The sequence below is a fragment of the Eikenella halliae genome (assembly GCF_001648475.1).
Taxonomy (GTDB): domain Bacteria; phylum Pseudomonadota; class Gammaproteobacteria; order Burkholderiales; family Neisseriaceae; genus Eikenella; species Eikenella halliae.
Window position 1 is genome coordinate 42,253 of the sequence record NZ_LXSQ01000023.1, and the last position, 23,343, is coordinate 65,595.

At 55.2% G+C, this 23,343-nt stretch carries 25 protein-coding genes and 1 tRNA gene; 18 read left to right on the forward strand and 8 right to left on the reverse strand.

The features are described from left to right. Window positions 1–41: 41 nt before the first annotated feature. From A7Q00_RS13650 to A7Q00_RS09850, 4 genes are all read left to right on the forward strand, one after another. The gene (locus tag A7Q00_RS13650) at window positions 42–317 is read left to right on the forward strand and encodes a hypothetical protein (RefSeq protein WP_156503799.1); all 276 of its coding nucleotides are present in this window, start codon (window positions 42–44) and stop codon (window positions 315–317) included. Between the two features lie 45 nt (window positions 318–362). Further along, window positions 363–2,141, forward strand: a complete 1,779-nt coding sequence (ilvB, locus tag A7Q00_RS09840) for a biosynthetic-type acetolactate synthase large subunit (protein ID WP_064090372.1) — start codon at window positions 363–365, stop codon at window positions 2,139–2,141. Then, window positions 2,141–2,632, forward strand: a complete 492-nt coding sequence (gene ilvN, locus A7Q00_RS09845) for an acetolactate synthase small subunit (protein ID WP_035573514.1) — start codon at window positions 2,141–2,143, stop codon at window positions 2,630–2,632. Before ilvB ends, ilvN begins: the two co-directional genes overlap by 1 nt. Before the next feature lie 633 nt (window positions 2,633–3,265). Continuing rightward, on the forward strand, window positions 3,266–3,454 hold the full coding sequence (locus tag A7Q00_RS09850; protein ID WP_064090373.1) for a hypothetical protein: 189 nt from the start codon (window positions 3,266–3,268) through the stop codon (window positions 3,452–3,454). A 98-nt stretch (window positions 3,455–3,552) separates the two neighbouring features. On the opposite strand, the gene A7Q00_RS14235 is transcribed toward A7Q00_RS09850, so the two are convergent. Both A7Q00_RS14235 and A7Q00_RS09860 read right to left on the reverse strand, forming a co-directional pair. Further along, window positions 3,553–4,566 carry a DUF1853 family protein gene (locus A7Q00_RS14235; protein WP_064090374.1) on the reverse strand — a complete coding sequence of 338 codons (1,014 nt, stop codon included), beginning with the start codon at window positions 4,564–4,566 and terminating at the stop codon, window positions 3,553–3,555. Next, the gene (locus tag A7Q00_RS09860) at window positions 4,563–5,024 is read right to left on the reverse strand and encodes a hypothetical protein (protein WP_064090375.1); all 462 of its coding nucleotides are present in this window, start codon (window positions 5,022–5,024) and stop codon (window positions 4,563–4,565) included. The genes A7Q00_RS14235 and A7Q00_RS09860 overlap by 4 nt, the downstream gene beginning before the upstream one ends. Window positions 5,025–5,231: 207 nt before the next feature. Here A7Q00_RS09860 and A7Q00_RS09865 point away from each other — a divergent pair, with 207 nt between their 5' ends. The 11 genes from A7Q00_RS09865 (at window position 5,232) to A7Q00_RS09895 (ending at window position 12,816) form a co-directional block, all read left to right on the forward strand. Continuing rightward, window positions 5,232–6,305, forward strand: a complete 1,074-nt coding sequence (locus tag A7Q00_RS09865) for an AI-2E family transporter (RefSeq protein WP_064090376.1) — start codon at window positions 5,232–5,234, stop codon at window positions 6,303–6,305. A 279-nt stretch (window positions 6,306–6,584) separates the two neighbouring features. Then, window positions 6,585–6,848 (forward strand): 30S ribosomal protein S20, encoded by a 264-nt coding sequence (gene rpsT, locus A7Q00_RS09870; RefSeq protein WP_003823349.1) that lies wholly within the window; start codon window positions 6,585–6,587, stop codon window positions 6,846–6,848. A gap of 191 nt (window positions 6,849–7,039) precedes the next feature. After that, window positions 7,040–7,420, forward strand: coding sequence for a holo-ACP synthase (gene acpS / locus A7Q00_RS09875; protein ID WP_064090377.1), 381 nt, complete (start codon window positions 7,040–7,042; stop codon window positions 7,418–7,420). 134 nt (window positions 7,421–7,554) lie between these two features. Beyond that, the gene (locus tag A7Q00_RS09880; protein WP_064090378.1) at window positions 7,555–8,901 is read left to right on the forward strand and encodes an aldehyde dehydrogenase family protein; all 1,347 of its coding nucleotides are present in this window, start codon (window positions 7,555–7,557) and stop codon (window positions 8,899–8,901) included. A 289-nt stretch (window positions 8,902–9,190) separates the two neighbouring features. Further along, window positions 9,191–10,006 (forward strand): squalene synthase HpnC, encoded by an 816-nt coding sequence (hpnC, locus tag A7Q00_RS09885; protein WP_064090379.1) that lies wholly within the window; start codon window positions 9,191–9,193, stop codon window positions 10,004–10,006. A gap of 134 nt (window positions 10,007–10,140) precedes the next feature. Then, a complete protein-coding gene (locus tag A7Q00_RS13655) occupies window positions 10,141–10,338 on the forward strand; it encodes a hypothetical protein (protein ID WP_156503800.1) in 198 nt (65 codons plus the stop codon). Between the two features lie 26 nt (window positions 10,339–10,364). Then, the gene (locus A7Q00_RS09890; protein ID WP_064090380.1) at window positions 10,365–10,673 is read left to right on the forward strand and encodes a hypothetical protein; all 309 of its coding nucleotides are present in this window, start codon (window positions 10,365–10,367) and stop codon (window positions 10,671–10,673) included. A gap of 593 nt (window positions 10,674–11,266) precedes the next feature. Beyond that, window positions 11,267–11,419: a hypothetical protein gene (locus A7Q00_RS13660; RefSeq protein WP_156503801.1), complete on the forward strand. Its 153-nt coding sequence runs from the start codon at window positions 11,267–11,269 to the stop codon at window positions 11,417–11,419. A gap of 86 nt (window positions 11,420–11,505) precedes the next feature. After that, a complete protein-coding gene (locus tag A7Q00_RS13665; RefSeq protein WP_156503802.1) occupies window positions 11,506–11,895 on the forward strand; it encodes a hypothetical protein in 390 nt (129 codons plus the stop codon). Between the two features lie 28 nt (window positions 11,896–11,923). After that, a complete protein-coding gene (locus A7Q00_RS13670) occupies window positions 11,924–12,193 on the forward strand; it encodes a hypothetical protein (RefSeq protein WP_156503803.1) in 270 nt (89 codons plus the stop codon). A gap of 167 nt (window positions 12,194–12,360) precedes the next feature. Beyond that, a complete protein-coding gene (locus A7Q00_RS09895; RefSeq protein WP_064090381.1) occupies window positions 12,361–12,816 on the forward strand; it encodes a hypothetical protein in 456 nt (151 codons plus the stop codon). A 49-nt stretch (window positions 12,817–12,865) separates the two neighbouring features. Here the strand turns inward: A7Q00_RS09895 and uvrB are convergent, their stop codons facing one another. From uvrB to hscB, 3 genes are all read right to left on the reverse strand, one after another. Beyond that, on the reverse strand, window positions 12,866–14,884 hold the full coding sequence (uvrB, locus tag A7Q00_RS09900) for an excinuclease ABC subunit UvrB (RefSeq protein ID WP_064090382.1): 2,019 nt from the start codon (window positions 14,882–14,884) through the stop codon (window positions 12,866–12,868). A gap of 170 nt (window positions 14,885–15,054) precedes the next feature. Next, on the reverse strand, window positions 15,055–15,759 hold the full coding sequence (locus tag A7Q00_RS09905; RefSeq protein ID WP_156503804.1) for a BPSS1780 family membrane protein: 705 nt from the start codon (window positions 15,757–15,759) through the stop codon (window positions 15,055–15,057). Window positions 15,760–15,938: 179 nt separating this feature from the next. Continuing rightward, a complete protein-coding gene (gene hscB, locus A7Q00_RS09910; RefSeq protein WP_064090384.1) occupies window positions 15,939–16,439 on the reverse strand; it encodes a Fe-S protein assembly co-chaperone HscB in 501 nt (166 codons plus the stop codon). Between the two features lie 202 nt (window positions 16,440–16,641). On the opposite strand from hscB, the gene prmA reads away from it, so the two are divergent. Continuing rightward, window positions 16,642–17,535: a 50S ribosomal protein L11 methyltransferase gene (gene prmA / locus A7Q00_RS09915; protein ID WP_064090385.1), complete on the forward strand. Its 894-nt coding sequence runs from the start codon at window positions 16,642–16,644 to the stop codon at window positions 17,533–17,535. 250 nt (window positions 17,536–17,785) lie between these two features. Further along, complete coding sequence (locus A7Q00_RS09920; RefSeq protein WP_064090386.1) at window positions 17,786–18,601, forward strand: MJ0042-type zinc finger domain-containing protein; 816 nt, start codon at window positions 17,786–17,788, stop codon at window positions 18,599–18,601. 354 nt (window positions 18,602–18,955) lie between these two features. Here the strand turns inward: A7Q00_RS09920 and A7Q00_RS09925 are convergent, their stop codons facing one another. Continuing rightward, window positions 18,956–19,759: a c-type cytochrome gene (locus tag A7Q00_RS09925; protein ID WP_064090387.1), complete on the reverse strand. Its 804-nt coding sequence runs from the start codon at window positions 19,757–19,759 to the stop codon at window positions 18,956–18,958. A gap of 281 nt (window positions 19,760–20,040) precedes the next feature. Here A7Q00_RS09925 and A7Q00_RS09930 point away from each other — a divergent pair. Beyond that, a tRNA-Arg gene (locus tag A7Q00_RS09930) sits at window positions 20,041–20,117 on the forward strand. A 124-nt stretch (window positions 20,118–20,241) separates the two neighbouring features. Here A7Q00_RS09930 and A7Q00_RS09935 read toward each other — a convergent pair. Further along, a complete protein-coding gene (locus A7Q00_RS09935; protein WP_064090388.1) occupies window positions 20,242–20,901 on the reverse strand; it encodes a protein-L-isoaspartate O-methyltransferase family protein in 660 nt (219 codons plus the stop codon). A gap of 138 nt (window positions 20,902–21,039) precedes the next feature. After that, window positions 21,040–23,322: an NADP-dependent malic enzyme gene (locus tag A7Q00_RS09940; protein ID WP_064090389.1), complete on the reverse strand. Its 2,283-nt coding sequence runs from the start codon at window positions 23,320–23,322 to the stop codon at window positions 21,040–21,042. Window positions 23,323–23,343: the final 21 nt, after the last annotated feature.

The window sequence follows — 23,343 nt, forward strand, 5'->3', positions numbered from 1 at the left end:
CTTCCGGTTTCAGGTAGCCTTTACATTCAAGCCGAAACCTTGTGGCATCACGTCCGGCAGCTTATTTCTGCCTTTTGTTTGGTGGTGGCATTTTCTTTATGTTTGTGTGGCATCGGATGGCAAATTGTGCTCCTGCGGCAGTATTTTTCCCGCCCGCCCTTGTTTTTTATGCCGCGCTGCGGTATCTTGATTTTCCTTTTTTTACACAACCCCGCATCTCTTCCGAGGGTGCGGCGGGCAGACTGTTACCGGTTGTTGCCGTTTTGCGTACCTTAAATCCGCCCGGCTTCAGCCAGCGCATTACCGTGCCGGGGTAAAGCTGCCGCCGCCTGTCGGCTGATGTGCATAAAAGGAGAGGTTTGATGCAGTTATCAGGCGCACAAATATTGGTGCAAAGTCTTAAGGCCGAGAACGTGGAATACGTGTTCGGCTATCCCGGCGGCGCGGTTTTGGAAATCTACGACGCCATCTACCAACTCCACAAATTCGAGCATATCTTGGTGCGCCACGAGCAGGCGGCGGTGCATGCCGCCGATGCCTATGCGCGCGTGAGCGGCAAGGTGGGCGTGGCGCTGGTTACCTCCGGCCCGGGTGCCACCAACGCCATCACCGGCATTGCCACGGCCTACAGCGATTCCATCCCGCTGGTGGTGATTTCCGGCCAGGTGCCTTCGCCCGCGGTGGGCTCGGATGCGTTTCAGGAAATTGATATGGTGGGCATTTCCCGCCCGTGTGTGAAGCACAATTTCCTGGTTACCGAGGTGGACGAAATCGCGCCCACCATCAAAAAGGCGTTTCAAATCGCGCAGAGCGGCCGCCCCGGCCCGGTGGTGGTGGACATCACCAAAGATGCCACGCAGGCGCTTTCCAAATTCAGCTATCCGCAGGAAGATATCTTTATCCGTTCCTACCAGCCGGTTACGCACGGCCACATCGGCCAGATTAAAAAGGCGGTGCAGATGCTGGCGGCAGCCAAACGCCCGCTGGTGTATTTCGGCGGCGGCGTGATTTTGGGCAATGCGGCCAAACAGCTCACCGAATTGGTGCAGCTTTTGAATATCCCCTGCACCGGCACGCTGATGGGTTTGGGCGGCTATCCCGCTTCCGACCGCCGCTTCCTCGGCATGCTCGGCATGCACGGCACATACGAGGCCAACCTGGCCATGCACGATGCCGATGTGATTTTGGCCGTGGGCGCGCGTTTTGACGACCGCGTGATTTCCGTGCCGGCCAAATTCCTGGAGCAGCCGAGGAAAATCATCCACATCGACATTGATCCTTCCAGCATCGCCAAGCGCGTGAAGGCCGACGTGCCGATTGTGGGCGACGTGAAAAACGTGTTGGAAGAAATGATCGGGCTGTGGCGCAAGCAGGAATTGCAATTTAATCCGGCCAATCTGGAAAAATGGTGGCAGCGCATCGAAGCCTGGCGCAGCCGCGATTGCCTTGCCATCGAGCCGAACGAAGACATTATCCTGCCGCAGCAGGTGGTGCGCACCCTGGCCGAAGTAACCAAAGGCAACGCCATCATCACTGCCGACGTGGGACAGCACCAAATGTTTGCCGCGCAGTATTACCCTTTCTCCCAGCCGCGCCAATGGCTCAATTCCGGCGGCCTGGGCACCATGGGCGTGGGCCTGCCCTATGCCATGGGCGCGTATCTGGCCGCGCCGGACCGCGATATTTGCTGCATCACCGGCGAAGGCTCGATTCAGATGAACATCCAAGAGCTGGCTACCTGCAAACAATACAACCTGCCGGTGAAAATCATCTGCCTGAACAACGGCTACCTCGGCATGGTGCGCCAATGGCAGGAGCTGTATTACAGCAACCGCGAAGCCGAAACCTATTTCGACACGCTGCCCGACTTTGTGAAACTGGCCGAAGCATACGGCCATGTGGGCATGCGCATTGAAAAACCGGCCGACGTGGAAGGCGCGCTGCGCGAAGCCCTTGCGCTGAAAGACAGGCTGGTGTTTATGGACTTCGTGGTGGATCGTAAACAAAACGTCTTCCCCATGGTCGGCAATGGCAAAGGCTTGGACGAAATGGTGTTGCCGCCGCATATGCGCGAGCGCAAAGCCGATTCCGATGTAAACGAAGTAACCGACCGCCACTACGACACAAGGAGCGTGCCATGATGCGACACATTTTATCCATCCTGATGGAAAACGAATCCGGCGCCATGAGCCGCGTGGTCGGCCTCTTTTCCGCGCGCGGCTACAACATCGACGCGCTTTCCGTAGCCCCCACCGAAGACCCGACCCTCTCGCGCATGACCATCGTTACCCGCGGCAACGACCAAGTGCTCGAGCAGATTACCAAACAGCTCAACAAGCTGGTGGAGGTGGTGAAAGTAATCGACTTCAACAACTGCCGCCATGTGGAGCGCGAGCTGATGCTGGTGAAAGTACGCGCCTTGGGTAAAGACCGCGACGAGCTCCTGCGCCTCACCGATATTTACCGCGGCCAGGTGGTGGACGTAACCGATAAAAGCTATGTGATTGAAATCACCGGCACCAGCGACAAGCTCGACAGCTTCCTCGAAACCGTGCCCAAAGGTTTGATTCTGGAAACCGTACGCACCGGCGCCGCTGGCATCGGGCGCGGCGAGCGGATTTTGAAGATTTGATGTTGCCGGGCAGTCCCAAGCCCGCCGTGAATTTTCAAACAGCTTTTGCATGAAATGTCGGATACCCTATCCGGCCGACCGCCTCACGTTGCAGGCGGCTTTTTCTATTGAAGGCCGTGTCGGATACCGTTATCCGGCTTGTCGTTGCGCCGTAGAGGCTACCTGAAACCAAGCAAATATTTTTCAGGTAGCCTTTCTCTCTTTCGGAGCTACCTGAAAATCCATAGAGCGTAGCAACTGTATTTTTGCCCGACGGGGTGAAAAATACAGTTGCTACGCCCTGCGGCACGAAGCAAGAAAAGGCTACCTGAAAAGCCGTAGCCGTGTAGGGTGCATGCAGAACGTGCGCGTAAGGTTTGGGATGGCGTGCGTTCCGCACATCATAAGGTAATCTGTCGGCATGGCAATGCGGACTTACGGCTGTGTCGGATGCCGGTATCCGGCCTGCCGTTGTACGGTATGAGGCTACCTGAAAAAGGTTGTGCTATTATAGTAAATTAACAAAAATCAGGACAAGGCGGCGAGCCGCAGACAGTACACACGTTACGGCAAGGCGAGCCAACGCTGTACTGGTTTAAATTTAATTCACTATATTTACAGATAATTGTGTTCAACCCTGTGAAAGGAAAAACCATGAAAGCAATATATCGGTTGGCCGCTGCGGCGGTGTTGGCTGCCCTGTTGTCGGCCTGCGGTGCCGGCGTAGGCGTGAGCGGCGGCGACGGCCATGTGGGTGCGCGCGGCTCGGTGGATTTGGGCAACGGCAATAGCAGCGTGACGCCTTATGGCAAAGTGGGCGTGGGGGTGGAGGTAACGCGCTAGGCAGCTGTGTTACTGTTTCTGTATCTGCCCGTTAGAAAGGCTACCTGAAAACCGTTTGGATGGTTTCAGGTAGCCTTTTTGTTGTTCGGTATGGCTATTCAGCTGCGGCACATCAGACGTTGGGTTTCGTGCCACATGCCGTCGGGGCGTTGTTCGACCACGGCGATGAGGCCGGGGGCTTGGCGGGCGAGCTCGGCGGCGCTGATGGTTTGCTCAAACGGAACGCGGGCGGGGGCGAGGTAGGCGAGGCGGGACAGGGGGTGGAAGCGTTGTGCAGCTTGGGTGGGGTAGTCTGCCCATTGCGGGAGGAGGAGGCCGCTCCAGCCGAGGGGGTTGAGGGGGCTGCCGTTGAGGATGCCGTTTGGGGTGAAGCCGATGCCGCGGATGATGGTGGCGGTGTTGGGGGCTTGGCTCAGGTTTGGGGATTGGCGGCAATCTGTTGTGCCCGTATTGGCTTCGCGGGGGCTTGCTTCGCTCGTTTTAGCTTCGCAGAAACTCGCTGCGCTCGTTTTAGCTCCGCAGAAACTCGCTTCGCTCGTTTTAGCCTCGCAGAAACTCGCTTCGCTCGTTTTCAGGTAGCCTTGGAGTGGGGCGGGCAGTTGGGCTCGGGCTTGGGGGGTGTGGAAGAGGCGGCATTGTTGTTGCAGTTTGGCGGCTTTGCCAAGCAGGGTATCGGCGGGGTTGAGGCCTTGGAAGTTGGCAGGTGTGGTGCCGCCGTAGTATTTGCAGGTGAGTTCGAGGTGGTAGGGGGCGGAGTCGATCAGGCAGAGGAAGTCGGCGGCGCCGAGGGTTTGGCCGCTTTCGCTGCGGACGGGGTGGTTGCGGGCGATGAGTTGGCAATGGGGGGCGTGGGCCAGCCAGAAGGCGAGCAGGCTTTCGGCGTAGCGGCCTAGGCGGTGGCCGAAGGGGGCTTCTTGTTCGAGCCATTGCGTCAGTGGGGCAGGGACGTCGTCGAGGCTGAGCAGGAAGCGGAAGCCTTGGCTGCCGAGCAGGCGGGGGACGGGAAGCTCGCAGCCGCTGTGCCACAGGGGCGGGGCGGTGAGCAGGGCGGCGAGGTCGCGCACGGCGGGGTGGCGCAGCCGCCACCAGATGGCATCGAGGGCGTAGTTCATGGTTGGGCGGGAAAGCAGCGGGCAAAGGCGGTTTGCAGGTGTTGGAGAAAGCTGGGATGGCTTAGGTTGGTGTCGATGGCTTGGTGGTCAAGATGGCTGAAGCCGCTGTTGGGTTCGCGACGGGAAGGCAGCAGGCGGACGGTTTGGCCGGGTGTGGCGAGCAGTAGTACCAGGCTGCTTTCGATATCGAATTTTTTGGTGGTGGGATAGCCGCTGAAGCGGGTGATGCGCTGCATGAGGCGGCTTTCGTTCAGTTGGGTTGGGCTGACGGTTTGTTTGGTGGGCAGCAGGCTGTGCAGCAGGGGGACAAGGCAGCTTGCGGCGGCTGCAGCGGAGAGTTTGACGATGCGTTCGGACAGCCAGTCGGCGGCGTTGCCGCTATCGATAACGTCGTAGCTGATGAGGACGAGGTCGCCGTTGGGCAGGTGGCGCAGTTGGCAGGCGTAGGTAAAGGGCATGGTGGAGTAAGATGGAAATTAATGTGAGGGAATGTAGCGATGGCGGGGTGGGCAGTCAAGTTGTCTCAAAGGGCTACCTGAAAAGGGGGCGTGGTTTCAGGTAGCCTTTCTTGTTGATTGTGTGTGAAATCATTTGTTTTTTATGGGTTGACACCGGATAATGCGCGCGACGCGGCGTGTGCCGGATGAATTGTAAGAGGCTGTAGTATGTATCAAGCGAAGAAGCGTGGCTGGCTGCCGTGGGTGGTGGGCTTGGCGCTGTTGGCGGCGGTGGTGTTTTTAATCGTGCAGATGCGCGATGTGCTTTCGCCGTTTGTGGTGGCTGCGGTGTTGGCCTATATTTTGAACCCGCTGGTGGAAAAGCTTTGCCGGCATGGGGTGCGGCGCGGGGCGGCGGCGATGTTGGTGATGGTGTTTACGTTGTTGTTGCTGGTGTTGCTGCTGCTGATTGTGGTGCCGATGTTGGTGCAGCAGTTCGGCAGCCTGCTGGGAAAAATGCCGGAGTTGGCGAATTTTGTGCAAAATAAGGCGCTGCCTTTGGCCAACCGGCTGCTGGGTACGCATTGGGCTTTGGACGAGCAATCGCTGTCGAATTGGTTGAGCAACCATTTGGGCAGCGTTAAAACTGGGCTTTCTAAGGCACTGCCGGCCTTGTTGGAGCAGGGCGGCAGTTTGGTATCCAGCTTGGGCAATTTGGCGGTGCTGCCGTTTTTGCTGTATTACTTCCTGCTGGATTGGTCGCGCTGGACGGAAGGGATTAAAACCATGATTCCGCGCCGCTATCTGGCGGCCTATACGCGCATCGGCGGCAATATGGACACGGTGTTGGGCGAGTTTTTGCGCGGGCAGCTGACGGTGATGCTGATTATGGGGCTGCTCTACGGTTTGGGCTTGATGTTGACCGGGTTGGAGTCTGGCTTTGCCATCGGGATGGTGGCGGGGCTGTTGGTGTTCGTGCCGTATTTGGGGGCGTTCACCGGCCTGCTGTTGGCCACGATGGCGGCGCTGTTGCAGTTTGGCACTTGGCAGGGGCTGATTACGGTGTGGGCGGTGTTTGCCGTGGGGCAGTTTCTGGAAAGTTTCTTCATCACGCCGAAAATTGTGGGCGACCGCATCGGGCTTTCGCCGTTTTGGGTGATTTTCGCCCTGATGGCTTTCGGCAGCCTGCTGGGCTTTGTGGGCATGCTGCTGGCGCTGCCTTTGGCCGCAGTAACGCTGGTGTTGCTGCGTGAGGGGGTGGCGGCATATATGGATAGCGGGTTCTACCGGCGCGAGAAATAGTCGGGCAGGGCAGGCGTTGTTTGCACAGGCTACCTGAAACGCAGCCCAGTGGAATTTTGGCGCAGATAAAGTTTCAGATAGCCTTTGGTTTGGTTTTGGCCGTTTCAGGCGGGCCGGGAAATATGCCGAGCAGCCCGGTTTTGTTGTATCGGGCAAACGCTCTTTCCCCGCTTGCCCGCCGTTTGCCGAAAATAGCCCGTGGCTACTTGCATTTAGGCAACATCGCCAGTAAAATGCCGCGCTTACGGATTTTATTTTACTTATCAGGAGATTTTTCATATGGCCAATAGCGCCCAGGCACGCAAACGCGCCCGCCAGTCGCAGAAAAACCGTGCACACAATGCCAGTCTGCGTACTGCTTTCCGTACCGCAGTGAAGAAAGTTTTGAAGGTTGTGGAAAGTGGCGATAAAGCTGCTGCCCAAGCCGAATTCGTGGCAGCCACCAAAGTGATGGATCGCATCGCCGACAAAGGCGTGTTCCACAAAAACAAAGCCGCCCGCCACAAAAGCCGCTTGGCTGCCAAAATCAAAGCCATGGCCTAAGCCGCTTACTGCATAAACGCTGCCGCATCTTGCAAATAGATGCGGCTTTGTTTTGCGCGGAAGATTTGCAGAACGCAGTGAGGCTACCTGAAAAATATGCCAATCCCGGCAAGCCTCTGCCGCCCCATCTGTAAGGCCGCCGCCAAAATGCGCTACAATGTGCCCAATATCTTGCACAACAGGGATACTTAATGATTTACGGCATCGGCACCGACATCCTGCGTATCGAGCGCATCGAGCAGCTATACGGCAAATACGGCCAGGCATTGGCCGAACGCCTGCTCAGCCGCATCGAACTTTTGGAGTGGCGCTCCGTCGGCAACAAGACAAATTTTTTGGCCAAGCGGTTTGCCGCCAAAGAAGCCTTTGCCAAAGCCGTGCACACCGGCTTGCGCTCGCCGGTAACGCTGCACCACATTTCCATCGCCCACGACAAACTCGGCCGCCCCGAATTCGTGGTGGAGCCGCCTTTGCAGGAGTGGCTGCGCCAGCAAGGCATCGGGCGCGTGCATTTGAGCCTGAGCGACGACAACGGCGCGGTGGTGGCCTTTGCCGTGGCCGAAAAAGCCTAGCCGCCTGTGCAGCACACCAGCATTCAAATATTCAAACAATAAAAACAAACACATCAATTTTCAGGTAGCCCTGATCACCCGCAGGCCGGCCTGACACAACAGTTAATCCAAAGCAAATAGAGAAAGGAAACACCATGTTCTACAGCCGCCACGTCGTCAGCAATACCCTGCTATACGAGCGCCCCGCCGACAGCATAGATGCCTTCAGCCAAAGCCTGGCCGAAATGCGCACCGCCCAGCGCCGTTTTGCCGCCGCCGGTGTGCAGGCGCGGGTGGCTATGCTCGCCGCTTTTGCCGACCGGCTCGAAGCCGGAAAAACCAAGCTCGCCCGCATGATTTGCGAAGAAGTCGGCCGCTGCCTGCGCGAATGCGAAGCCGAGATGGACAAATCCGTTTCCCTCATCCGTTATTACGCGAAACTCGCCCCCCAGCTTCTGCAACACCAAACCATCGCCACCCAGGCCAGCCTCAGCCAAGTGCGTTTCGAGCCCTTGGGCGTGGTGCTGGCCGTGATGCCGTGGAACTACCCCGTGTGGCAGATTACCCGCTTTGCCGTGCCCGCCCTCTGCTCCGGCAATGCCTGCTTGGTGAAACCCGCGCCCAGCGTGGCCCGCGTAACTGCCGCCCTGTTTGATATTGTCGGCAACGAATTGCCCTGGCGCGCCGCCTGGCTGGCACACGAAGACGTAGAACACGCCATCGCCCAAACCGATGCGCTGGCCTTCACCGGCTCTGCCAACGTCGGCCGCCGCCTGGCCGGTTATGCCGGAAGCCACCTGAAAAAATGCGTGATGGAGCTTGGCGGCAGCAACGCCTTCATCGTGCTAGACGATGCCGACATCGCCCAAGCCGCCGCCGACGCCTGCTATGCCCGCTTCCGCGATGCCGGCCAATCCTGCAACGCCGGCAAACGCATCATCCTCACCGAAGGCATCGCCGCCGAATTCACCCGCCTCTTCCTCGAACACTGCCGCCGCCTCACCCCCGGCTGCCCGCTCGACCCCGACACCACCCTCGCCCCGCTGCACCGTAAAGACCTGCAGCTGCAAGTGCACGAACAAGTGCAAGACGCGCTCGAACACGGCGCCAAACTCCTGCTCGGCGGCGAGCTGCCCAACGAAGCCGACACCACCTTCTACCCCGCCACCGTGCTCGACAACATCACCCCCGCCTGCCGCATGTACCGCGAAGAAGTATTCGGCCCCGCCGTGGGCATTTTCCACGCCCGCGATGCCGCCGACGCCGTGCGCCTGGCCAACGACAACCCCTTCGGGCTCGGCGCCAGCATCTACTCCGCCAACCTCGACAAAGCCTGGGCGCTCGGCCAGCAAATCGAAGCCGGCAGCGTATTCATCAACCGCCACACCAGCAGCGACCTGCGCCTGCCCTTCGGCGGCGTGAAAGACTCCGGCTTCGGGCGCGAACTTTCCGAATTCGGCCTGTATGAATTTGTGAACGTGAAGGCATATTGGCAGAAATAACGTGCCATTAAGGCTACCTGAAAATGCGAAACCGTTTTTCAGGTAGCCTGATGTCTGCGCAGTAGGTTGGGCATTGATGTCCGACACTAGCCGCCACAACATATAGTAAATTAAATTCAAACCAGTACAGCGTTGCCTCGCCTTGTCGTGCTATCCGTACTGTTTGAAGCTCGCCGCCTTGTCCTAATTTTTGTTAATCCACTATAAAATCGGCGCCCACACACAAATCACACTTTTTCAGGTAGCCTCCCCGCTTGGAGGCTACCTGAAAACCCACTAAGGACACACCATGTCAGTCGGACACTACGAAAATTTCCCTGTCGGCTCGCTGGCTTTGCCGCGCCGCCTGCGCCGACCGGTGCACGCCATTTATGCGTTCGCCCGCACTGCCGACGATATCGCCGACGAAGGCGATTTGCCCAACGAAGAGCGTCTGCGCCAGCTTGATAATCTGCGCGCCGAGCTCGACCGCCTTGCCGCCAGGCAAACCCCGCACAGCGAATTGATGCAGCGGCTCGAGCGCGAAGCCGTGCGGCCGTTTAGTCTTCCGCTCGAGCCTTTCTATCACTTGCTTTCCGCCTTCAGCCAAGACGTGGTGAAAATCCGCTATCAGCACTTCGGCGAGCTGGTGGATTACGCCCGTCGCAGCGCCAATCCGATCGGCAGATTGCTGCTGCACCTCTACGGCCACACCGACCCGCTCAGCCTCGCCCAAAGCGACGGCATCTGCACCGCCCTGCAACTCATCAACTTCTGGCAAGACGTGGCCGTGGATTGGCAGAAAGGCCGCGTTTACCTGCCGCAAGAAGACCTGGAAAAATTCGGCGTGAGCGAAGCGCAAATCGCTGAAGGCCGCGCCGATGCCGCCTTCCAACGCCTGATGGCGCACCAATGCCAGCGCGCTCACAAAATGCTCAAAGCCGGTTCCCCGCTGGGCAAAACTCTGCATGGGCGCATCGGCTTCGAGCTGCGCCTGATTATCCTCGGCGGGCAAAGCATCCTGCGCAAGCTGGAGGAAAACCGCTACAACGTCTTCACCCGCCGCCCCGTGCTCGGCGCGAAAGATTGGTGGCTGATGCTGAAACGGGCTTGGCTCAAGAAGTGAGCGGCAGTATTCAGCCCAGCCAAAAGGCTACCTGAAAGTGCAGCTTCAACGAAGCTAAAGTGATGCTTTCAAAGGAAACGAGACTTTTGTGTGGTCGAACATTTTTCCACCAGATAATGAAAGGGAAAAGCAACATGCGAAAAACAGCCAAAAATATTATTTTTTGCCTTGCTGCAACCAGCATATTAAGTGCCTGCGGAAGTGTTTATTACGGCGGAGAGCCTGTGAATAAATATCTGCGCGATAACAACGGCCAAGTGGTTTTAGATAAAAACAGCAACCTGCCGATTGTGAACCCTGAGTTTCACATCATGCGGGAAATGAAGCGCTGATTATTTAGCCGAATAAGGAGGGAATCATGCGAAACAATCTAGGTATGCGGGCAGTAGTATTGGCCGCCGCGATGCTTTTGGGCGCCTGTAGTGCCGCCGAATTTTGGAACGGGGAATATGCAGAGGGGGCGGCGCTCCGCAGCAGCAGAAATAAAGAGGCAGCTTTTTACGCGGCCGAATCGCCACAAGCCAAAGCAACTCGGGCGCAAAACAGCCGGTTGTGCTGGAGCGAAACCAATCGCACCCATGCCGCAGATGCCGCACGCTGGGATGCTGCCTACGATAGGTGTATGCGCCGGCGGGGTACACCGATGTGGGCGGATGATAGGGGCTGATAGTTTTTTATGCCCAAAAGGCTACCTGAAAACGGGCTCGCGAGTTTCTGCGAAGCTAAAAATTTCAGGTAGCCTTAAAAACGATGGCATTGCATAGTATGCCCGAATGGTTTTGTGGGTTTGGTTGGTAAACCCAGCAATCCACAATTTATTTATTGGATTATGCTTGCGGCTAACCCAGTCTACTCACTATGAGCATATCGACCAGGTGTAAGCGGAGAAATTCACCCGCGCCATCGGTTCGCACAATAGCCGCCCTGTACAGCCGCTGAATGCGCGGGTCGTTATTGAATAAGCGGTAACGCTGTGAACAGAAAAGCAGCCTGCACTTTGGGAATTGGAAGTGCAGGCTGCTTTTTTGGGAATGTAGGGGCGGCATTTGCCTACGCAGGTGCAGGCTCCCTCAAGGCAAAGAACGCGTGCGTGCGTACCGCACACACCCTACACCTCAGTTTTAAAGTCTGTGCCGCCGCAGGTAGGGTGTGTGGCGCAGCCACGCACGCGGTTGGTGGAGATGCAGGCTACGGCTTGCTTCATGTATTAATCGTGTGTATTATTAAACAAATCTCACAGTTAATGACAGGAATCACATAATGATTATTCGCAAAAATACAGCTACTTTCATTCCAAACATTATTCGATTTGGAATCTCTGAAAGTACAAATACGCTAATTATTGATTTTGGTAATGGGATTACAGAAGATGAATATGAAATTATTTCTTCTGTTGCGTTGGACAATGAATAGCTTTTACTAATTAAGGACAACATTGAAAAATTTTTAAGCAATAAATCTAATTAGTAAATAAAATTATTATAATTTGAAGGTTTAGAATGGAAAAAGTACATCTAGTTACCAAAAATCCACAGTATAATGATAATTTAAATCCAATCAAAAACTTCTCTAAAGCTGGTAATGAAGCTCTCTTTCGAATTAATCAGATTACTACTTTACCTGAAGAATCTCAAGAAAAACCATTAAAAAATAATGAATTAACAAATAAGGAGCTATGTGATAGCATAAATTTTATTAATACTACAGAAAAAATCCCATATTCATTTTATATGGATTTTTTTAATAAAATCAATAAGGATTTAATACTTCCTGAAGAGAATCAAAAAGAACTATTAAGTGCTTTAGAAAAACGATCATTTGTTAATTTTTTAAGATATTATAAAGAACTATATGAGTTATCTAAATTAAATTATATTATTTTTTTCTAAGTTTTTAGTTATTGATAATGGTATTTTAATGTTAGAAATTAATAATAAATTTGAAAATATAACTCTTGAGTTAAAATTTTTAACAAATGGGAAAGTTGATTTCTTATCTATGGATAATGATAAAATAGAAGAAAATGAAAAACAATGCTATATTATGCGAGGAACTCTATCCACTAGTACTAAATTAAGAAAATCTTATAAAATGAAAAGATTGTTGAATGTAATACATCCTCAATCCACATATATTGTAAGTAATGTCTTAATAATAAATAATAATAAATACATATCCTATGCCTAAATAATTATCTTCTATAACTATAGTAACAGATAGTATGCGACTTCCTACTCTAGATTTATCTAATAATGATAATGACCTTGATATTGATATTGATTTAGAATTTGATGATGATTTAAATAAAATTGCTGATATTGATATTCCATAAGAATATATCTCATGTATGGCGAATGAGTAAAAGAGAAGCTCAATATCATTTCTGCTTAAAAGAAAAAGAAAAAGAGATTAGTTTATTTACGTTAGAAGATGTTTTTTTAAGAGAGCATATTTCTAAATTGGATGAAGAAGGCGCAGTATATTTATATTTTATGTTTCATTATGTTTTTAAAAAAAAGTTAGAACTAGGGCAAGATTATGATTATATTTCTGTTCTCTTCAATTTGGAAAAATTAAAAAACCTAGCACGTTCAGATCATATTTTTTTAGAGTGTTTCCAATATATTAAAATTTCTGAACGGCAACATTATCCTGAGCAAGCTAAACATTTAGATATGGTTTTCGAACCAAAAGAACAATGCAATACTCATGATATGCAAATTTTCTTAAATAATGCAGTGGAAATCTCTCCACTAGAACAAGATGGATGTTTTTTGAAAAAAATTTTAGAATATTGTAAGGATAATTAATTTAACCTTTTCTATTTAACAATTTAAAGTTAACAATTTAAAGAAAAATTTAAAATAGGATTTTTTCCTTAATCCCCCGAATCCTATCCCTTAACACTGCTGCCTCTTCAAACTGCAAATCCCTAGCCGCCTGCTGCATGGCTTTTTCCAGTTTAGCGATTTCTTTAATCGCATCTTCTTCGTTGTGGATTTCGCCGACTTTGACCTTGTTTTTGCCTTTCAGATGACCTTTGCCGCCGTCTTCTTCATGGTACACGCCGTCGATGATGTCTTTAACCTGTTTTTTAATCTGCTGCGGCACGATGCCGTGTTCTTCGTTGAATTTCATCTGTTTTTCGCGGCGGCGTTCGGTTTCGTCGATGGCGGCTTTCATGGAGTCGGTGATTTTGTCGGCGTACAGGATGGCGACGCCGTTCACGTTGCGCGCGGCGCGGCCTATGGTTTGAATCAGGCTGCGGTGGGAGCGCAGGAAGCCTTCTTTGTCGGCGTCGAGGATGGCGACGAGGGAGACTTCGGGGATGTCGAGGCCTTCGCGCAAGAGGTTGATGCCGACGAGTACGTCAAACAGGCCGAGCCGTAAATCTCTAATGATTTCAACGCGCTCTACGGTGTCGATGTCGCTGTGCAGGTAGCGCACTTTAATGCCGAGTTCGCTGTAGTAGTCGGTGAGTTGTTCCGCCATGCGTTTGGTAAGGGTGGTAACGAGTACGCGTTCGCCTTTTTGGATGCGGTCGTTGATTTCGCTCATTAAATCATCGACTTGGGTGGCGACGGGACGGATGATGATTTGGGGATCGACCAGCCCTGTGGGGCGGACGACTTGTTCGACCACTTGTCCGGCGTGTTCTTCTTCGTATTTGGCGGGGGTGGCGGAAACGAAGACGGTTTGCGGCATGACTTTTTCAAATTCGTGGAATTTGAGCGGTCGGTTGTCGCGGGCGGAAGGCAGCCTGAAACCATAATCCACGAGGTTTTGCTTGCGCGATGCGTCGCCTTTGTACATGCCGCCGATTTGGGTAACGGTAACGTGGCTTTCGTCGATGAACATGATGGCGTTGTCGGGCAGGTAGTCCATCAGCGTGGGCGGCGGTTCGCCTTCTTTTTTGCCGGAGAAGTGGCGGGAGTAGTTTTCGATGCCTTTGCAGAAGCCCATTTCGTAGAGCATTTCGAGGTCGAAACGGGTGCGCTGTTCGATGCGTTGTTGCTCGACGGGGCGTTGTTCGCGGGCGAAAAATTCGATGCGTTCGCGCAATTCTTCTTTGATGGACTCGCAGGCGCGCAAGACGGTATCGCGCGGGGTAACGTAGTGGCTGGACGGGAAGACGGTGTAGCGTCCGACGCGTTGGTGCAGGCTGCCTGAAAGCGGGTCGAACATATCGAGGCGATCGATTTCGTCGTCAAACAGGCTGATGCGCAAGGCGTTTTCGGAGCTTTCGGCGGGGTACACGTCAATCACGTCGCCGCGTACGCGGAAGCTGCCGCGTTTGAAGTCCAAATCGCCGCGTTCGTACTGCATGGAAACGAGCGTGGCGATGATGTCGCGCTGCTCGATGGTGTCGCCTTCTTTGACGGACAACACCATTTGTTGATACTCGGTCGGGTCGCCGATACCGTAAATGGCGGACACGGTGGCGACGATAATCACGTCGTCGCGCGTCATCAGGTTTTTGGTGGCGGAAAGGCGCATCTGCTCGATGTGTTCGTTGATCGCACTGTCTTTTTCGATAAACAAATCGCGGCTGGGCACATAGGCTTCGGGCTGGTAATAGTCGTAGTAGGAGACGAAATATTCCACTGCGTTTTCAGGGAAAAACTCGCGCATTTCGGCATAGAGCTGGGCGGCAAGGGTTTTGTTGTGCGCCATGATGATGGCGGGACGGCCGCTTTGGGCGATGACGTTCGCCATGGTGTAGGTTTTGCCCGAACCGGTTACGCCGAGCAGGGTTTGATAGGCCAGGCCGTCTGAAAGCCCTTCGAGCAGGCCGGCAATGGCGGTAGGCTGGTCTCCAGCGGGGGGGAAGGGTTGGTGGAGTTTGAAGGGGGAGTTGGGGTATTGGATGATTTGCATGAGGCTACCTGAAAAAGCGCGGGCAAAGATGGAATTATAACGCTAATGCGTGTGCTTGCTGCGGAGCGGTCGGAGAGTTTCAGGTAGCCTTTTGGGGACTGGCGGGGCGGCAGCAGGGCAGTATTGTTATGAAGAAGGCTACCTGAAAGTTTCAGGTAGCCTTTTGGCTGTTACTTGAAGAATAGATCGCGATACACGGCGTAAGGTACCAGCATCAGCATGGGCATCACCACCAGCAGGCCGAGGAATATGGGAATCATGCCAACAATGAACAGCAGACCCATCATCAAACTACAGAATACCGCACCGCCGATATTTCGGCTGAAACCTTGCCAGCTCAGCAGAATGGCACGCTTGGGTGGTTCGTTTTCCAAGATAATCAAGGCTGGGGCGAGGAAGGTAAAGGCAGAATAAACTATGCCCAGTATGAGAGACAGTGCCATCACAGAAAGGCCGGCAGACATCATCTGTGCTTCATCTAGATCCAGATTGGCAGCACTGCTCACATCGCCTACTTGTCCGACGATCAAGATGATTGCAGCAAGGTTGCTAATTAAAGCCACTACCGCGCCGATTGCACCGATTATCGCCAGCGATTTGGTGTTTTCCTGAAAGCCGATAAAAATCTGGCCGAATTCAAAATCGCCTTCTTCTTCCAATTGTTTGGCAATAAAGGCAAAGCCGGCTATTTCAAATATGGAGATGGCCGCCTGCAGCAGGCCGCCGATATACGGAATCATGCCCAAGCCGATATTGATGGCGCCAAACAACAGCGCGGCGCCAATAAGTTTGCCCGGGCGCAGTTTGAACAAACGCCAGGCTGCGCCAATCCACTCTTTAGCATTACCAGCAGGCAAAGCCTGCGGCTCGGCCAAATAGTTGCCTTGGCGGGTGGAATCCGGTTCGCCGTTGGTGCGCGGCGGGGCATATCGGTTGAATTGTTGGTTGTCCATCATGGTTTCCCTTGTTGGTTGGAAGAGTAGGCGGCAGGCTACCTGAAAAAATTAGATGGCAAAATATTGTGGTTTTGGGGTTTCAGGTAGCCTGTTAAGGCTTACAACGCAGCGCGGATTTCCTGTCGGATTTTATCGAGGAAACGGCCTTGCGGCACGAGTTCGGCGGCTTGGGTGTAGTCTGCCTGCCGAAAGGCGGTGCTGAGTTTGGCCAGCAGCCGGGCCTCTTCAGCAGCCACTTGGTTGTCCAGTTCGGCAAGCCGTTCGGCGGAATTTGCAGCGCGGGCGGCGGCCAGCTCTTCGCGCCATTCCATTTGCTGCATCAGAAACTCGGGGTCGAAGGCGGTGCGCTCTTCGGAATCGGCCTGAATGCCTTGCGCCTGCAACAGCAAAACGGCGCGCTCCAGCGGCCGGCTGAGGCGGCGGTAGGCTTCGTTTACGGCGGCCGCCATCATCACGGCCTGTTTCTGCTCGAAGGCGGAAGCGGTGGCGGTTTTATCGGGATGGAAGCGGGCGGCCAGTTGGCGGTAGGTTTGTTCCAGCAGGGCGGGGTCGAGGTCGAACTGCGCGGGCAGGTTGAAAAGTTGGAATTCGCGGGGCATGTGTGTGCTTTCAGGTAGCCTTTTCTAAAGATGAAGTATTGTATAGGCAAACGCTAAGATGAGGCTACCTGAAAACGGCGGCGGGCGGTTGGGGCGCAGCTTGCCGCATCCGCTTTCAGGTAGCCTGCAAGCGCCGCGGCTGGCGGAAGGGCGGCGGCTTGCTATACAATACGCGCCCTTACCGTTTGAAAGAAATGCGATTATGCCCTACCAACAAGCCAGTATTCCGATTGGTGCCGACCGTGCCGAGCAGTTTTCCGATGCGTTAATGGCCGCCGGCGCATTGTCGGCCGCGATTGAAGATGCCTATGCCGGCACAGACGAAGAACAGGCTATTTTCGGCGAGCCGGGCGAAGAAAACGGCCAAATTTGGCAGCGCAGCCTGGTGATTGCCTTGTTTGACGATCAATGCAACGTAGCTGCCGCCGTGTCGGCCGCGGCTAAGGAGTGCCGGTTGGAAGTGCCGCCTTACCGCATCGAGCAGCTGCCGGAGCAGGATTGGGTGCGCCTCACACAATCGCAGTTCGACCCCATCCGCATTTCCGGGCGGCTGTGGATTGTGCCCACCTGGCACGATATTGCCGACCAATCGGCCGTAAACCTTCGGCTCGACCCCGGCTTGGCTTTCGGCACAGGCAGCCACCCCACCACCCGGTTGTGCCTGCAGTGGCTCGATGAAAATATCCAAGCTGCCGACCGCGTGCTCGACTACGGCTGCGGCTCCGGCATTTTGGCCATTGCCGCGCTCAAACTCGGCGCTGCTGCCGCCGACGGCGTGGATATCGACGAGCAGGCCATCATTGCCAGCCGCAGCAATGCCGAGCAAAACGAAGCCGCCGCCCGTTTTTTCCTACCCGACGACTTGCCGGAAGCGGCATACGATGTGGTGGTGGCCAATATTCTGGCTAATCCGCTGCGCCTGTTGGGCGGCATGCTGGCCTCGCGCACCAAGGCGGGCGGGCGGATTGTGCTTTCCGGCATTCTGGAAGAGCAGGCCGAAGAGTTAAACGGCATCTATAGCGAATGGTTCGATATGCAGCCGCCGGTTGCCGAAGGCGGCTGGGTGCGATTGGTGGGCGTGCGCAAGGCCGGATAACCCGCCGGCCGTGCCGTAGAGCCGTTTCGAATAGGAGTAAAACCGGGCAAGCCAAGGCCGCGTATCCTTCTTTTTTGGAACGGCCAAATTCGCGGCAAATGGTTTGGCAGGAACGTTCCGCCGACAGATATTTTCTGTAAAATATACAAAAAACCGACAGTTAGCCGCTAGAAGGCTACCTGAAAATGGTAAAAGCGCATTAATTTTCTTAAAATAGCGGCCGAAACATCAGTATTTGGATTGCCGACACATGAAAACCGTCAAACTCAGTTGCCCCCGCTGCCAAGCGGAAAATCATTATGCCGTAGCCGATTTGCAGGCAGCCAACGGGCGGGTGCAGTGCAGCCAGTGCCGACATGCCTTTACCGTAGCGCGCAAGCCGAAAGCCCAGAGCACCCCTGCCGCCCAGGCTGAAATTCTGCAGGAAGACGTGATTCACGCCAAAATGCCCCTGCGCGAAAAACTCGCCCGCCTCAAACAACAATCTGCCGCCTTGGCCGCACAGCAGGCCGGACAGGATGCCGACGAATCCCTGCACACCCAGAAAAAACCGCTGGCCGCCGAGCTGGACGAAATCGACAGCCGCCTGCGCCGCCAGCGCATGGCTTTGGATAACGACACCGGCCAAGCCATGCCCTTCAAACTGGCCGAAGCCGAGCGGACTGCCAACAGCGCCGATGCCATCGAAGCACTGCTGCAACGCTCCGCTTCCACCCCGCCGCCGCCCACCGTGCTGCCCAGCATCGACACCCTGCTCAAAAGCGCACAATCTGCCGCCGCCGGCCACGGGCAAACCCAAAACATCCACATCCAGGCCGAGAGCTTGGTATTCAACTTGATGTCCGGCCGCGACCCCGGCGGCATTCAGCTGCCTGCTGCGGCCAAACTGCCTGCCGTTATCGACCAGCCCGCCGATAACCTGCTCGCTGCGCCTTCCGGCCCCCCGAATACTCCCGCATCTGCCGCCGCCGTACACAGCGAATTCAACTGGACGCTGGCTTCGCTGGCCGCGCTCACGGTACTGATTATGCAGCTGTTTTACTATTTGCTGATTATGAAGCACTAAATTACGGCGTCGAAAGTGAAAAGGCTACCTGAAAACCGGTTTGGAGGGGTTTCAGGTAGCCTTTGTTATGAGGAGTGGATTAGTAGCATACAGGCTTGATCATGTTTTGATTAAAAGACTAGCTGAAAACCTGAGGCGCTTATCAATATGGCCGTGCCTGCCAACCCGAGTAGATATGGTTTCACCTGAATTCCGGCGCAACAAAAAGGCTACCTGAAATTTTCAGGTAGCCTTGCTTATGCAGGAGAGGCTTATATAGTGAATTAACAAAAATCAGGACAAGGCGACGAGCCGCAAACAGTACAAATAGTACGGCAAGGCGAGGCAACGCTGTACTGGTTTAAATTTAATTCACTATAGTTTGCCGCCGGATTGGTTGGCCATATACACCACGGCGGCTTCCACGTCGGCATCGCTCAGGTTGGCATCGCCGCCGCGGGCGGGCATGGTTTTGAAGCCTTGGATGGCATGCTGCACCAAGGTGGCGCGGCCTTGTTTGAGGCGCGGTGCCCATTGGTCGTTATGGGTGATTTTGGGCGAGTTGGGGAAGGCGGAGTTGGCGGCGTGGCAGGCGATGCAGAGTTTGTTGAACACGGCTTCGCCATTGGCTGCGGCAGATTGGCCTGCGGGGGCGGAAGCGGCTGCACCGGAAGCGGCGGCATCGCCTTTTTGCACGGCGGGGGCGGTGAAGTTGCCGCCGGATTGGTTGGCCATATAGGCCACGGCGCGGGCAACTTCGTCATCGGTGAGGGTGCTGTCGCCGCCGCGCGCGGGCATTTGGCCTACGCCGTTAAAGCCGTTTACGGCGTGGGAAACGAGGGTGTCGAAGCCTTTGGCGATGCGGGCGCTCCATTCGTCGTTGTGGGTGACTTTGGGGGCGAAGGCAACGTTTTTATCGGCACCGTGGCATTGGATGCAGACTTTGTCGAACACTTGCTTGCCTTCGCGTTCGCCTACGGGTGTGCCGTCGCCCATGGTGAGGCGGCCGATGGGCTGGATGCGGGTTTCCACGGCGCTGGGCTGCATATCGGAAACGTTGCTGTAGTATCCGGTGGTGGCAAGCTTAACCAGGAGGAAGAGGGTGATCAGCAAAACGAGCAGGCCGCCGATAAAGGTAGTGGCGGCTGAGCCTTTGATGTTGTTGGCAGTGGTGTTCATGGTATGGGCTTTATGGTTTGTGGTCGCTATGGGCGCATGCGGTGCGCATACTTGTTGGTTGGTGTGAAACCTTCGCCTAATCAAGTTATTGAATGCTTTTTAGGATTGGCGGCCGGGCCGGCTTATACGGATTGGGTTTCGATTGGTAAGATTGTGCGAAATTATACTGAATTCGCTTATGGCTTCCAATCGTAAAATCCTATTCTGTGCCGCTTTGCCGCCGGAAGGAGACAAAATTTTTTGCCTTTGCGCCGGTTTTGGGTTAATCTTACGCGCTTCTCGCACCCATAGCTCAGTTGGATAGAGTGTCAGTTTCCGAAGCTGAAGGTCACAGGTTCGATCCCTGTTGGGTGCGCCAGTTTCATGGGAAGGCAGCCGGATGGCTGCTTTTTTGTTGCCCGGCCGTTCCAATTTGGCTTGTTATACAGCGGGGGGCGGCTATAAATTTCAGGTAGCCTTTTCAGAGAGGCTACCTGAAAACGTTAGAAGCGGAATGATGAGGCTTTTTTCACGGCAGGGCCGCCGAGGGCGGGGGCGACGGTATTGAACATCACGCTTTGTTCGTAGCTGGCCTCGCCGTTGCATTGCACGAGCAGGGCGTGCATCACGGGCTCTTGGCCGATGATTACGGCCATGCGGCCGCCGGCGGGCAGTTTGCTGCGCAGGGTTTCGGGCATGACGGGGCAGGAGCCGCCCACGTAGATGGCGCTTACGGTGGCGATGGGCGGGTTTACCAGGCCGTCGCCGATGCGGTAGTCGATATTGGTGATGCCGAGACCCTCTAGCACGGCGCGGGCTTTTTGCTGCTGGGCTTCGTCGGTGTCGACGGTGATGACGCGGCCGGCGAGCTTGGACAGCACGGCGGTGGCGTAGCCGGAGCCGGTGCCGATTTCGAGCACGGTGTCATTTTTGGTGAGCTTCAGGCCTTGAATCAGGCGGGCAACCACTTTTGGTTCGAGCATGGCGCTGCCGTTGGGCAGGGGCAGGGAGAGGTCGGCGTAGGCGTAGGCCTGCTGTTCGGGGGCAACGAATTGTTCGCGCGGCACTTCGGCCAAGGCGTCGAGAACGTCGAAATCCAATACGCTCCAGGGGCGAATTTGCTGTTCGACCATGTTGAATCGGGCTTGTTCAAAGTAGTTCATTATTTTGCTCGCAACAGTGGATATGTGTTTGAAGGCAGGATTATAAGCTAATTCGGTGTTTGTGGGCGGCAAATGTGCGGGGGAAAGAAAAGGCTACCTGAAATTTCAGGTAGCCTTTGTTTTTGCTGCTTCGGCCGTTTAGCCTTGGCGTTGTGCATCCACGGCGGCCAGTGCCACCATGTTCACCAAGCGGCGCACGGAGGCGAGCTGGTTGACGATGTGCACGGGTTTTTTCATGCCCAGCAGAATCGGGCCCACGGTTACGCCGTCGGGGCTGGCGGCGCGCAGCAGGTTGCAGCTGATGTTGGCGGCTTCCACGTTGGGCATCACCAGGAGGTTGGCGGCGCCTTTCAGAGTGGAGTCGGGCAGGCTTTGCTGGCGCAGGCTTTCTACCAAAGCGGCGTCGCCCTGCATTTCGCCGTCGATTTCCAACTGCGGGGCGGCTTGGCGGATGAGCTCAAGCGCACGGCGCATTTTTCCGGCGCTTTCGGAGGGCACGGAGCCGAAGTTGGAGTGCGAGAGCAGCGCAACCTTGGGCGTGATGCCGAAGCGTTGGATTTCTTCGGCGCACATCAGGGTGCTTTGGGCAATCTGCTCGGCGGTCGGATTGGCGTTTACATAGGTGTCGGCAATGAACAGGTTGTGGCCGCCGAAAATCAGCGCGTTCATGGCGCAGGCGGTGTGTTCGGGGTTGTTGTAGCCGACAACGTTGGAGATGATGCCGAGGTGGTGCTGGAAATGGCCGACCGTGCCGCACACCATGGCATCGGCATGGCCGAGCTGCAGCATGAGCGCGCCGATGAGGGTGGTGTTGGCAAGCACGCGGCGTTTGGCCAAATCGGGGGTGATGCCGTTGCGCTGCTGTAGGCGGTAGTATTCCTGCCAGTATTCTTGGTAGCGCGGGTCGTTTTCGTTGTTCACGATTTCAAAATCGCTGCCGGGGCGGATGGTGAGCCCCATTTGTTGGATGCGCTCTGTGATTACGGCGGGGCGACCGATGAGGATAGGCGCGGCCAGTTTGGCAGACACAATCTGCTGGGTGGCGTGCAGCACGCGTTCGTCTTCGCCTTCGACCAATACCACGCGTTTGAGCGATTGGCGAGCCTGGGCGAAGATGGGTTTCATGAACAGGCCGGACTTATAAACAAACTCGTTCAGTTTTTCTTCGTAAGCGGCAAAATCGGCAATCGGGCGGGTGGCCACGCCGGAATCCATGGCGGCTTTGGCCACGGCAGGCGCTACACGGGAAATCAGGCGCGGGTCGAAGGGTTTGGGAATCAGGTATTCGGGGCCGAATTTCAGCTCGGCGCCGGTGTAGGCGGTGGCAACTTTGTCGTTTTGCTCGGCCATGGCCAAATCGGCAATGGCGCGTACGGCGGCCAGCTTCATTTCTTCGTTGATGGTGGTGGCACCCACATCGAGTGCGCCGCGGAAGATGAAGGGGAAGCAGAGAACGTTGTTCACCTGGTTGGGGAAGTCGGAACGGCCGGTGCCGATAATCACATCGGGGCGGGCGGCTTTGGCTTCCGGCGGCCAAATTTCTGGCTGCGGGTTGGCCATGGCCAGCACGATGGGCGAAGCAGTCATTTGCTTGAGCATATCGGTGCTCAATACATTGGGGCCGGAGAGGCCGAGGAAGATGTCGGCGCCGGGCACGGCGTCGCCCAGTTTGCGCCAGCCTTTGTCTTCAATGGCGTAGCGCACTTTGCTGGCATCCATGCGTTCGCGGTCTTCGCGGGTTTGGTAGATGACGCCTTTGGAGTCGCACACGGTGATGTTTTCGCGTTTCATGCCCAAGGCCACGAGTAAGTCGAGGCAGGCGATGGCCGCCGCGCCCGCGCCGGAGCACACCAAGCGCACTTGGCCAATGTCTTTGCCCACCAGGCGCAGGCCGTTGAGGACGGTGGCGGCGGTGATGATGGCCGTACCGTGCTGGTCGTCGTGGAATACCGGGATTTTGCAGCGTTCGCGCAGTTTTTTCTCAATGTAGAAGCATTCGGGCGCTTTGATGTCTTCCAAGTTGATGCCGCCGAAAGTGGGCTCGAGCGAGGCGATGATGTCCACCAGTTTTTCGGGGTCGGTTTCATTGATTTCGATATCGAACACGTCGATGCCAGCGAATTTTTTAAACAATACGCCTTTGCCTTCCATCACCGGTTTGCTGGCCTCGGCGCCGATATTGCCTAAACCGAGCACGGCGGTGCCGTTGGAAACCACGGCCACCAGGTTGCCGCGTGCGGTGTATTTATAGGAATCCTGCGGGTTGGCTTGGATTTCCAGGCAGGGAGCGGCCACACCCGGGGAATAGGCCAGCGACAGGTCGTGCTGGGTGGCCAGTGCTTTGGTGGGGGCTACCTGAATTTTGCCGGGCTGCGGATATTGGTGAAAATCGAGGGCGGCTTGCTTCAGCATATCGTCCATGGGATAGGTCCTTTTGTGGGG

What these genes read in the sequence shown, in the direction of transcription:
- ilvB (WP_064090372.1), top strand. Translation starts at nt 363, where the DNA reads ATGCAGTTATCAGGCGCACAAATATTGGTGCAAAGTCTTAAGGCCGAG.
- ilvN (WP_035573514.1), top strand. Translation starts at nt 2,141, where the DNA reads ATGCGACACATTTTATCCATCCTGATGGAAAACGAATCCGGCGCCATG.
- A7Q00_RS09850 (WP_064090373.1), top strand. Translation starts at nt 3,266, where the DNA reads ATGAAAGCAATATATCGGTTGGCCGCTGCGGCGGTGTTGGCTGCCCTG.
- A7Q00_RS14235 (WP_064090374.1), bottom strand. Translation starts at nt 4,566, where the DNA reads ATGAACTACGCCCTCGATGCCATCTGGTGGCGGCTGCGCCACCCCGCC.
- A7Q00_RS09860 (WP_064090375.1), bottom strand. Translation starts at nt 5,024, where the DNA reads ATGCCCTTTACCTACGCCTGCCAACTGCGCCACCTGCCCAACGGCGAC.
- A7Q00_RS09865 (WP_064090376.1), top strand. Translation starts at nt 5,232, where the DNA reads ATGTATCAAGCGAAGAAGCGTGGCTGGCTGCCGTGGGTGGTGGGCTTG.
- rpsT (WP_003823349.1), top strand. Translation starts at nt 6,585, where the DNA reads ATGGCCAATAGCGCCCAGGCACGCAAACGCGCCCGCCAGTCGCAGAAA.
- acpS (WP_064090377.1), top strand. Translation starts at nt 7,040, where the DNA reads ATGATTTACGGCATCGGCACCGACATCCTGCGTATCGAGCGCATCGAG.
- A7Q00_RS09880 (WP_064090378.1), top strand. Translation starts at nt 7,555, where the DNA reads ATGTTCTACAGCCGCCACGTCGTCAGCAATACCCTGCTATACGAGCGC.
- hpnC (WP_064090379.1), top strand. Translation starts at nt 9,191, where the DNA reads ATGTCAGTCGGACACTACGAAAATTTCCCTGTCGGCTCGCTGGCTTTG.
- A7Q00_RS13655 (WP_156503800.1), top strand. Translation starts at nt 10,141, where the DNA reads ATGCGAAAAACAGCCAAAAATATTATTTTTTGCCTTGCTGCAACCAGC.
- A7Q00_RS09890 (WP_064090380.1), top strand. Translation starts at nt 10,365, where the DNA reads ATGCGAAACAATCTAGGTATGCGGGCAGTAGTATTGGCCGCCGCGATG.
- A7Q00_RS13660 (WP_156503801.1), top strand. Translation starts at nt 11,267, where the DNA reads ATGATTATTCGCAAAAATACAGCTACTTTCATTCCAAACATTATTCGA.
- A7Q00_RS13665 (WP_156503802.1), top strand. Translation starts at nt 11,506, where the DNA reads ATGGAAAAAGTACATCTAGTTACCAAAAATCCACAGTATAATGATAAT.
- A7Q00_RS13670 (WP_156503803.1), top strand. Translation starts at nt 11,924, where the DNA reads ATGTTAGAAATTAATAATAAATTTGAAAATATAACTCTTGAGTTAAAA.
- A7Q00_RS09895 (WP_064090381.1), top strand. Translation starts at nt 12,361, where the DNA reads ATGAGTAAAAGAGAAGCTCAATATCATTTCTGCTTAAAAGAAAAAGAA.
- uvrB (WP_064090382.1), bottom strand. Translation starts at nt 14,884, where the DNA reads ATGCAAATCATCCAATACCCCAACTCCCCCTTCAAACTCCACCAACCC.
- hscB (WP_064090384.1), bottom strand. Translation starts at nt 16,439, where the DNA reads ATGCCCCGCGAATTCCAACTTTTCAACCTGCCCGCGCAGTTCGACCTC.
- prmA (WP_064090385.1), top strand. Translation starts at nt 16,642, where the DNA reads ATGCCCTACCAACAAGCCAGTATTCCGATTGGTGCCGACCGTGCCGAG.
- A7Q00_RS09920 (WP_064090386.1), top strand. Translation starts at nt 17,786, where the DNA reads ATGAAAACCGTCAAACTCAGTTGCCCCCGCTGCCAAGCGGAAAATCAT.
- A7Q00_RS09925 (WP_064090387.1), bottom strand. Translation starts at nt 19,759, where the DNA reads ATGAACACCACTGCCAACAACATCAAAGGCTCAGCCGCCACTACCTTT.
- A7Q00_RS09935 (WP_064090388.1), bottom strand. Translation starts at nt 20,901, where the DNA reads ATGAACTACTTTGAACAAGCCCGATTCAACATGGTCGAACAGCAAATT.
- A7Q00_RS09940 (WP_064090389.1), bottom strand. Translation starts at nt 23,322, where the DNA reads ATGGACGATATGCTGAAGCAAGCCGCCCTCGATTTTCACCAATATCCG.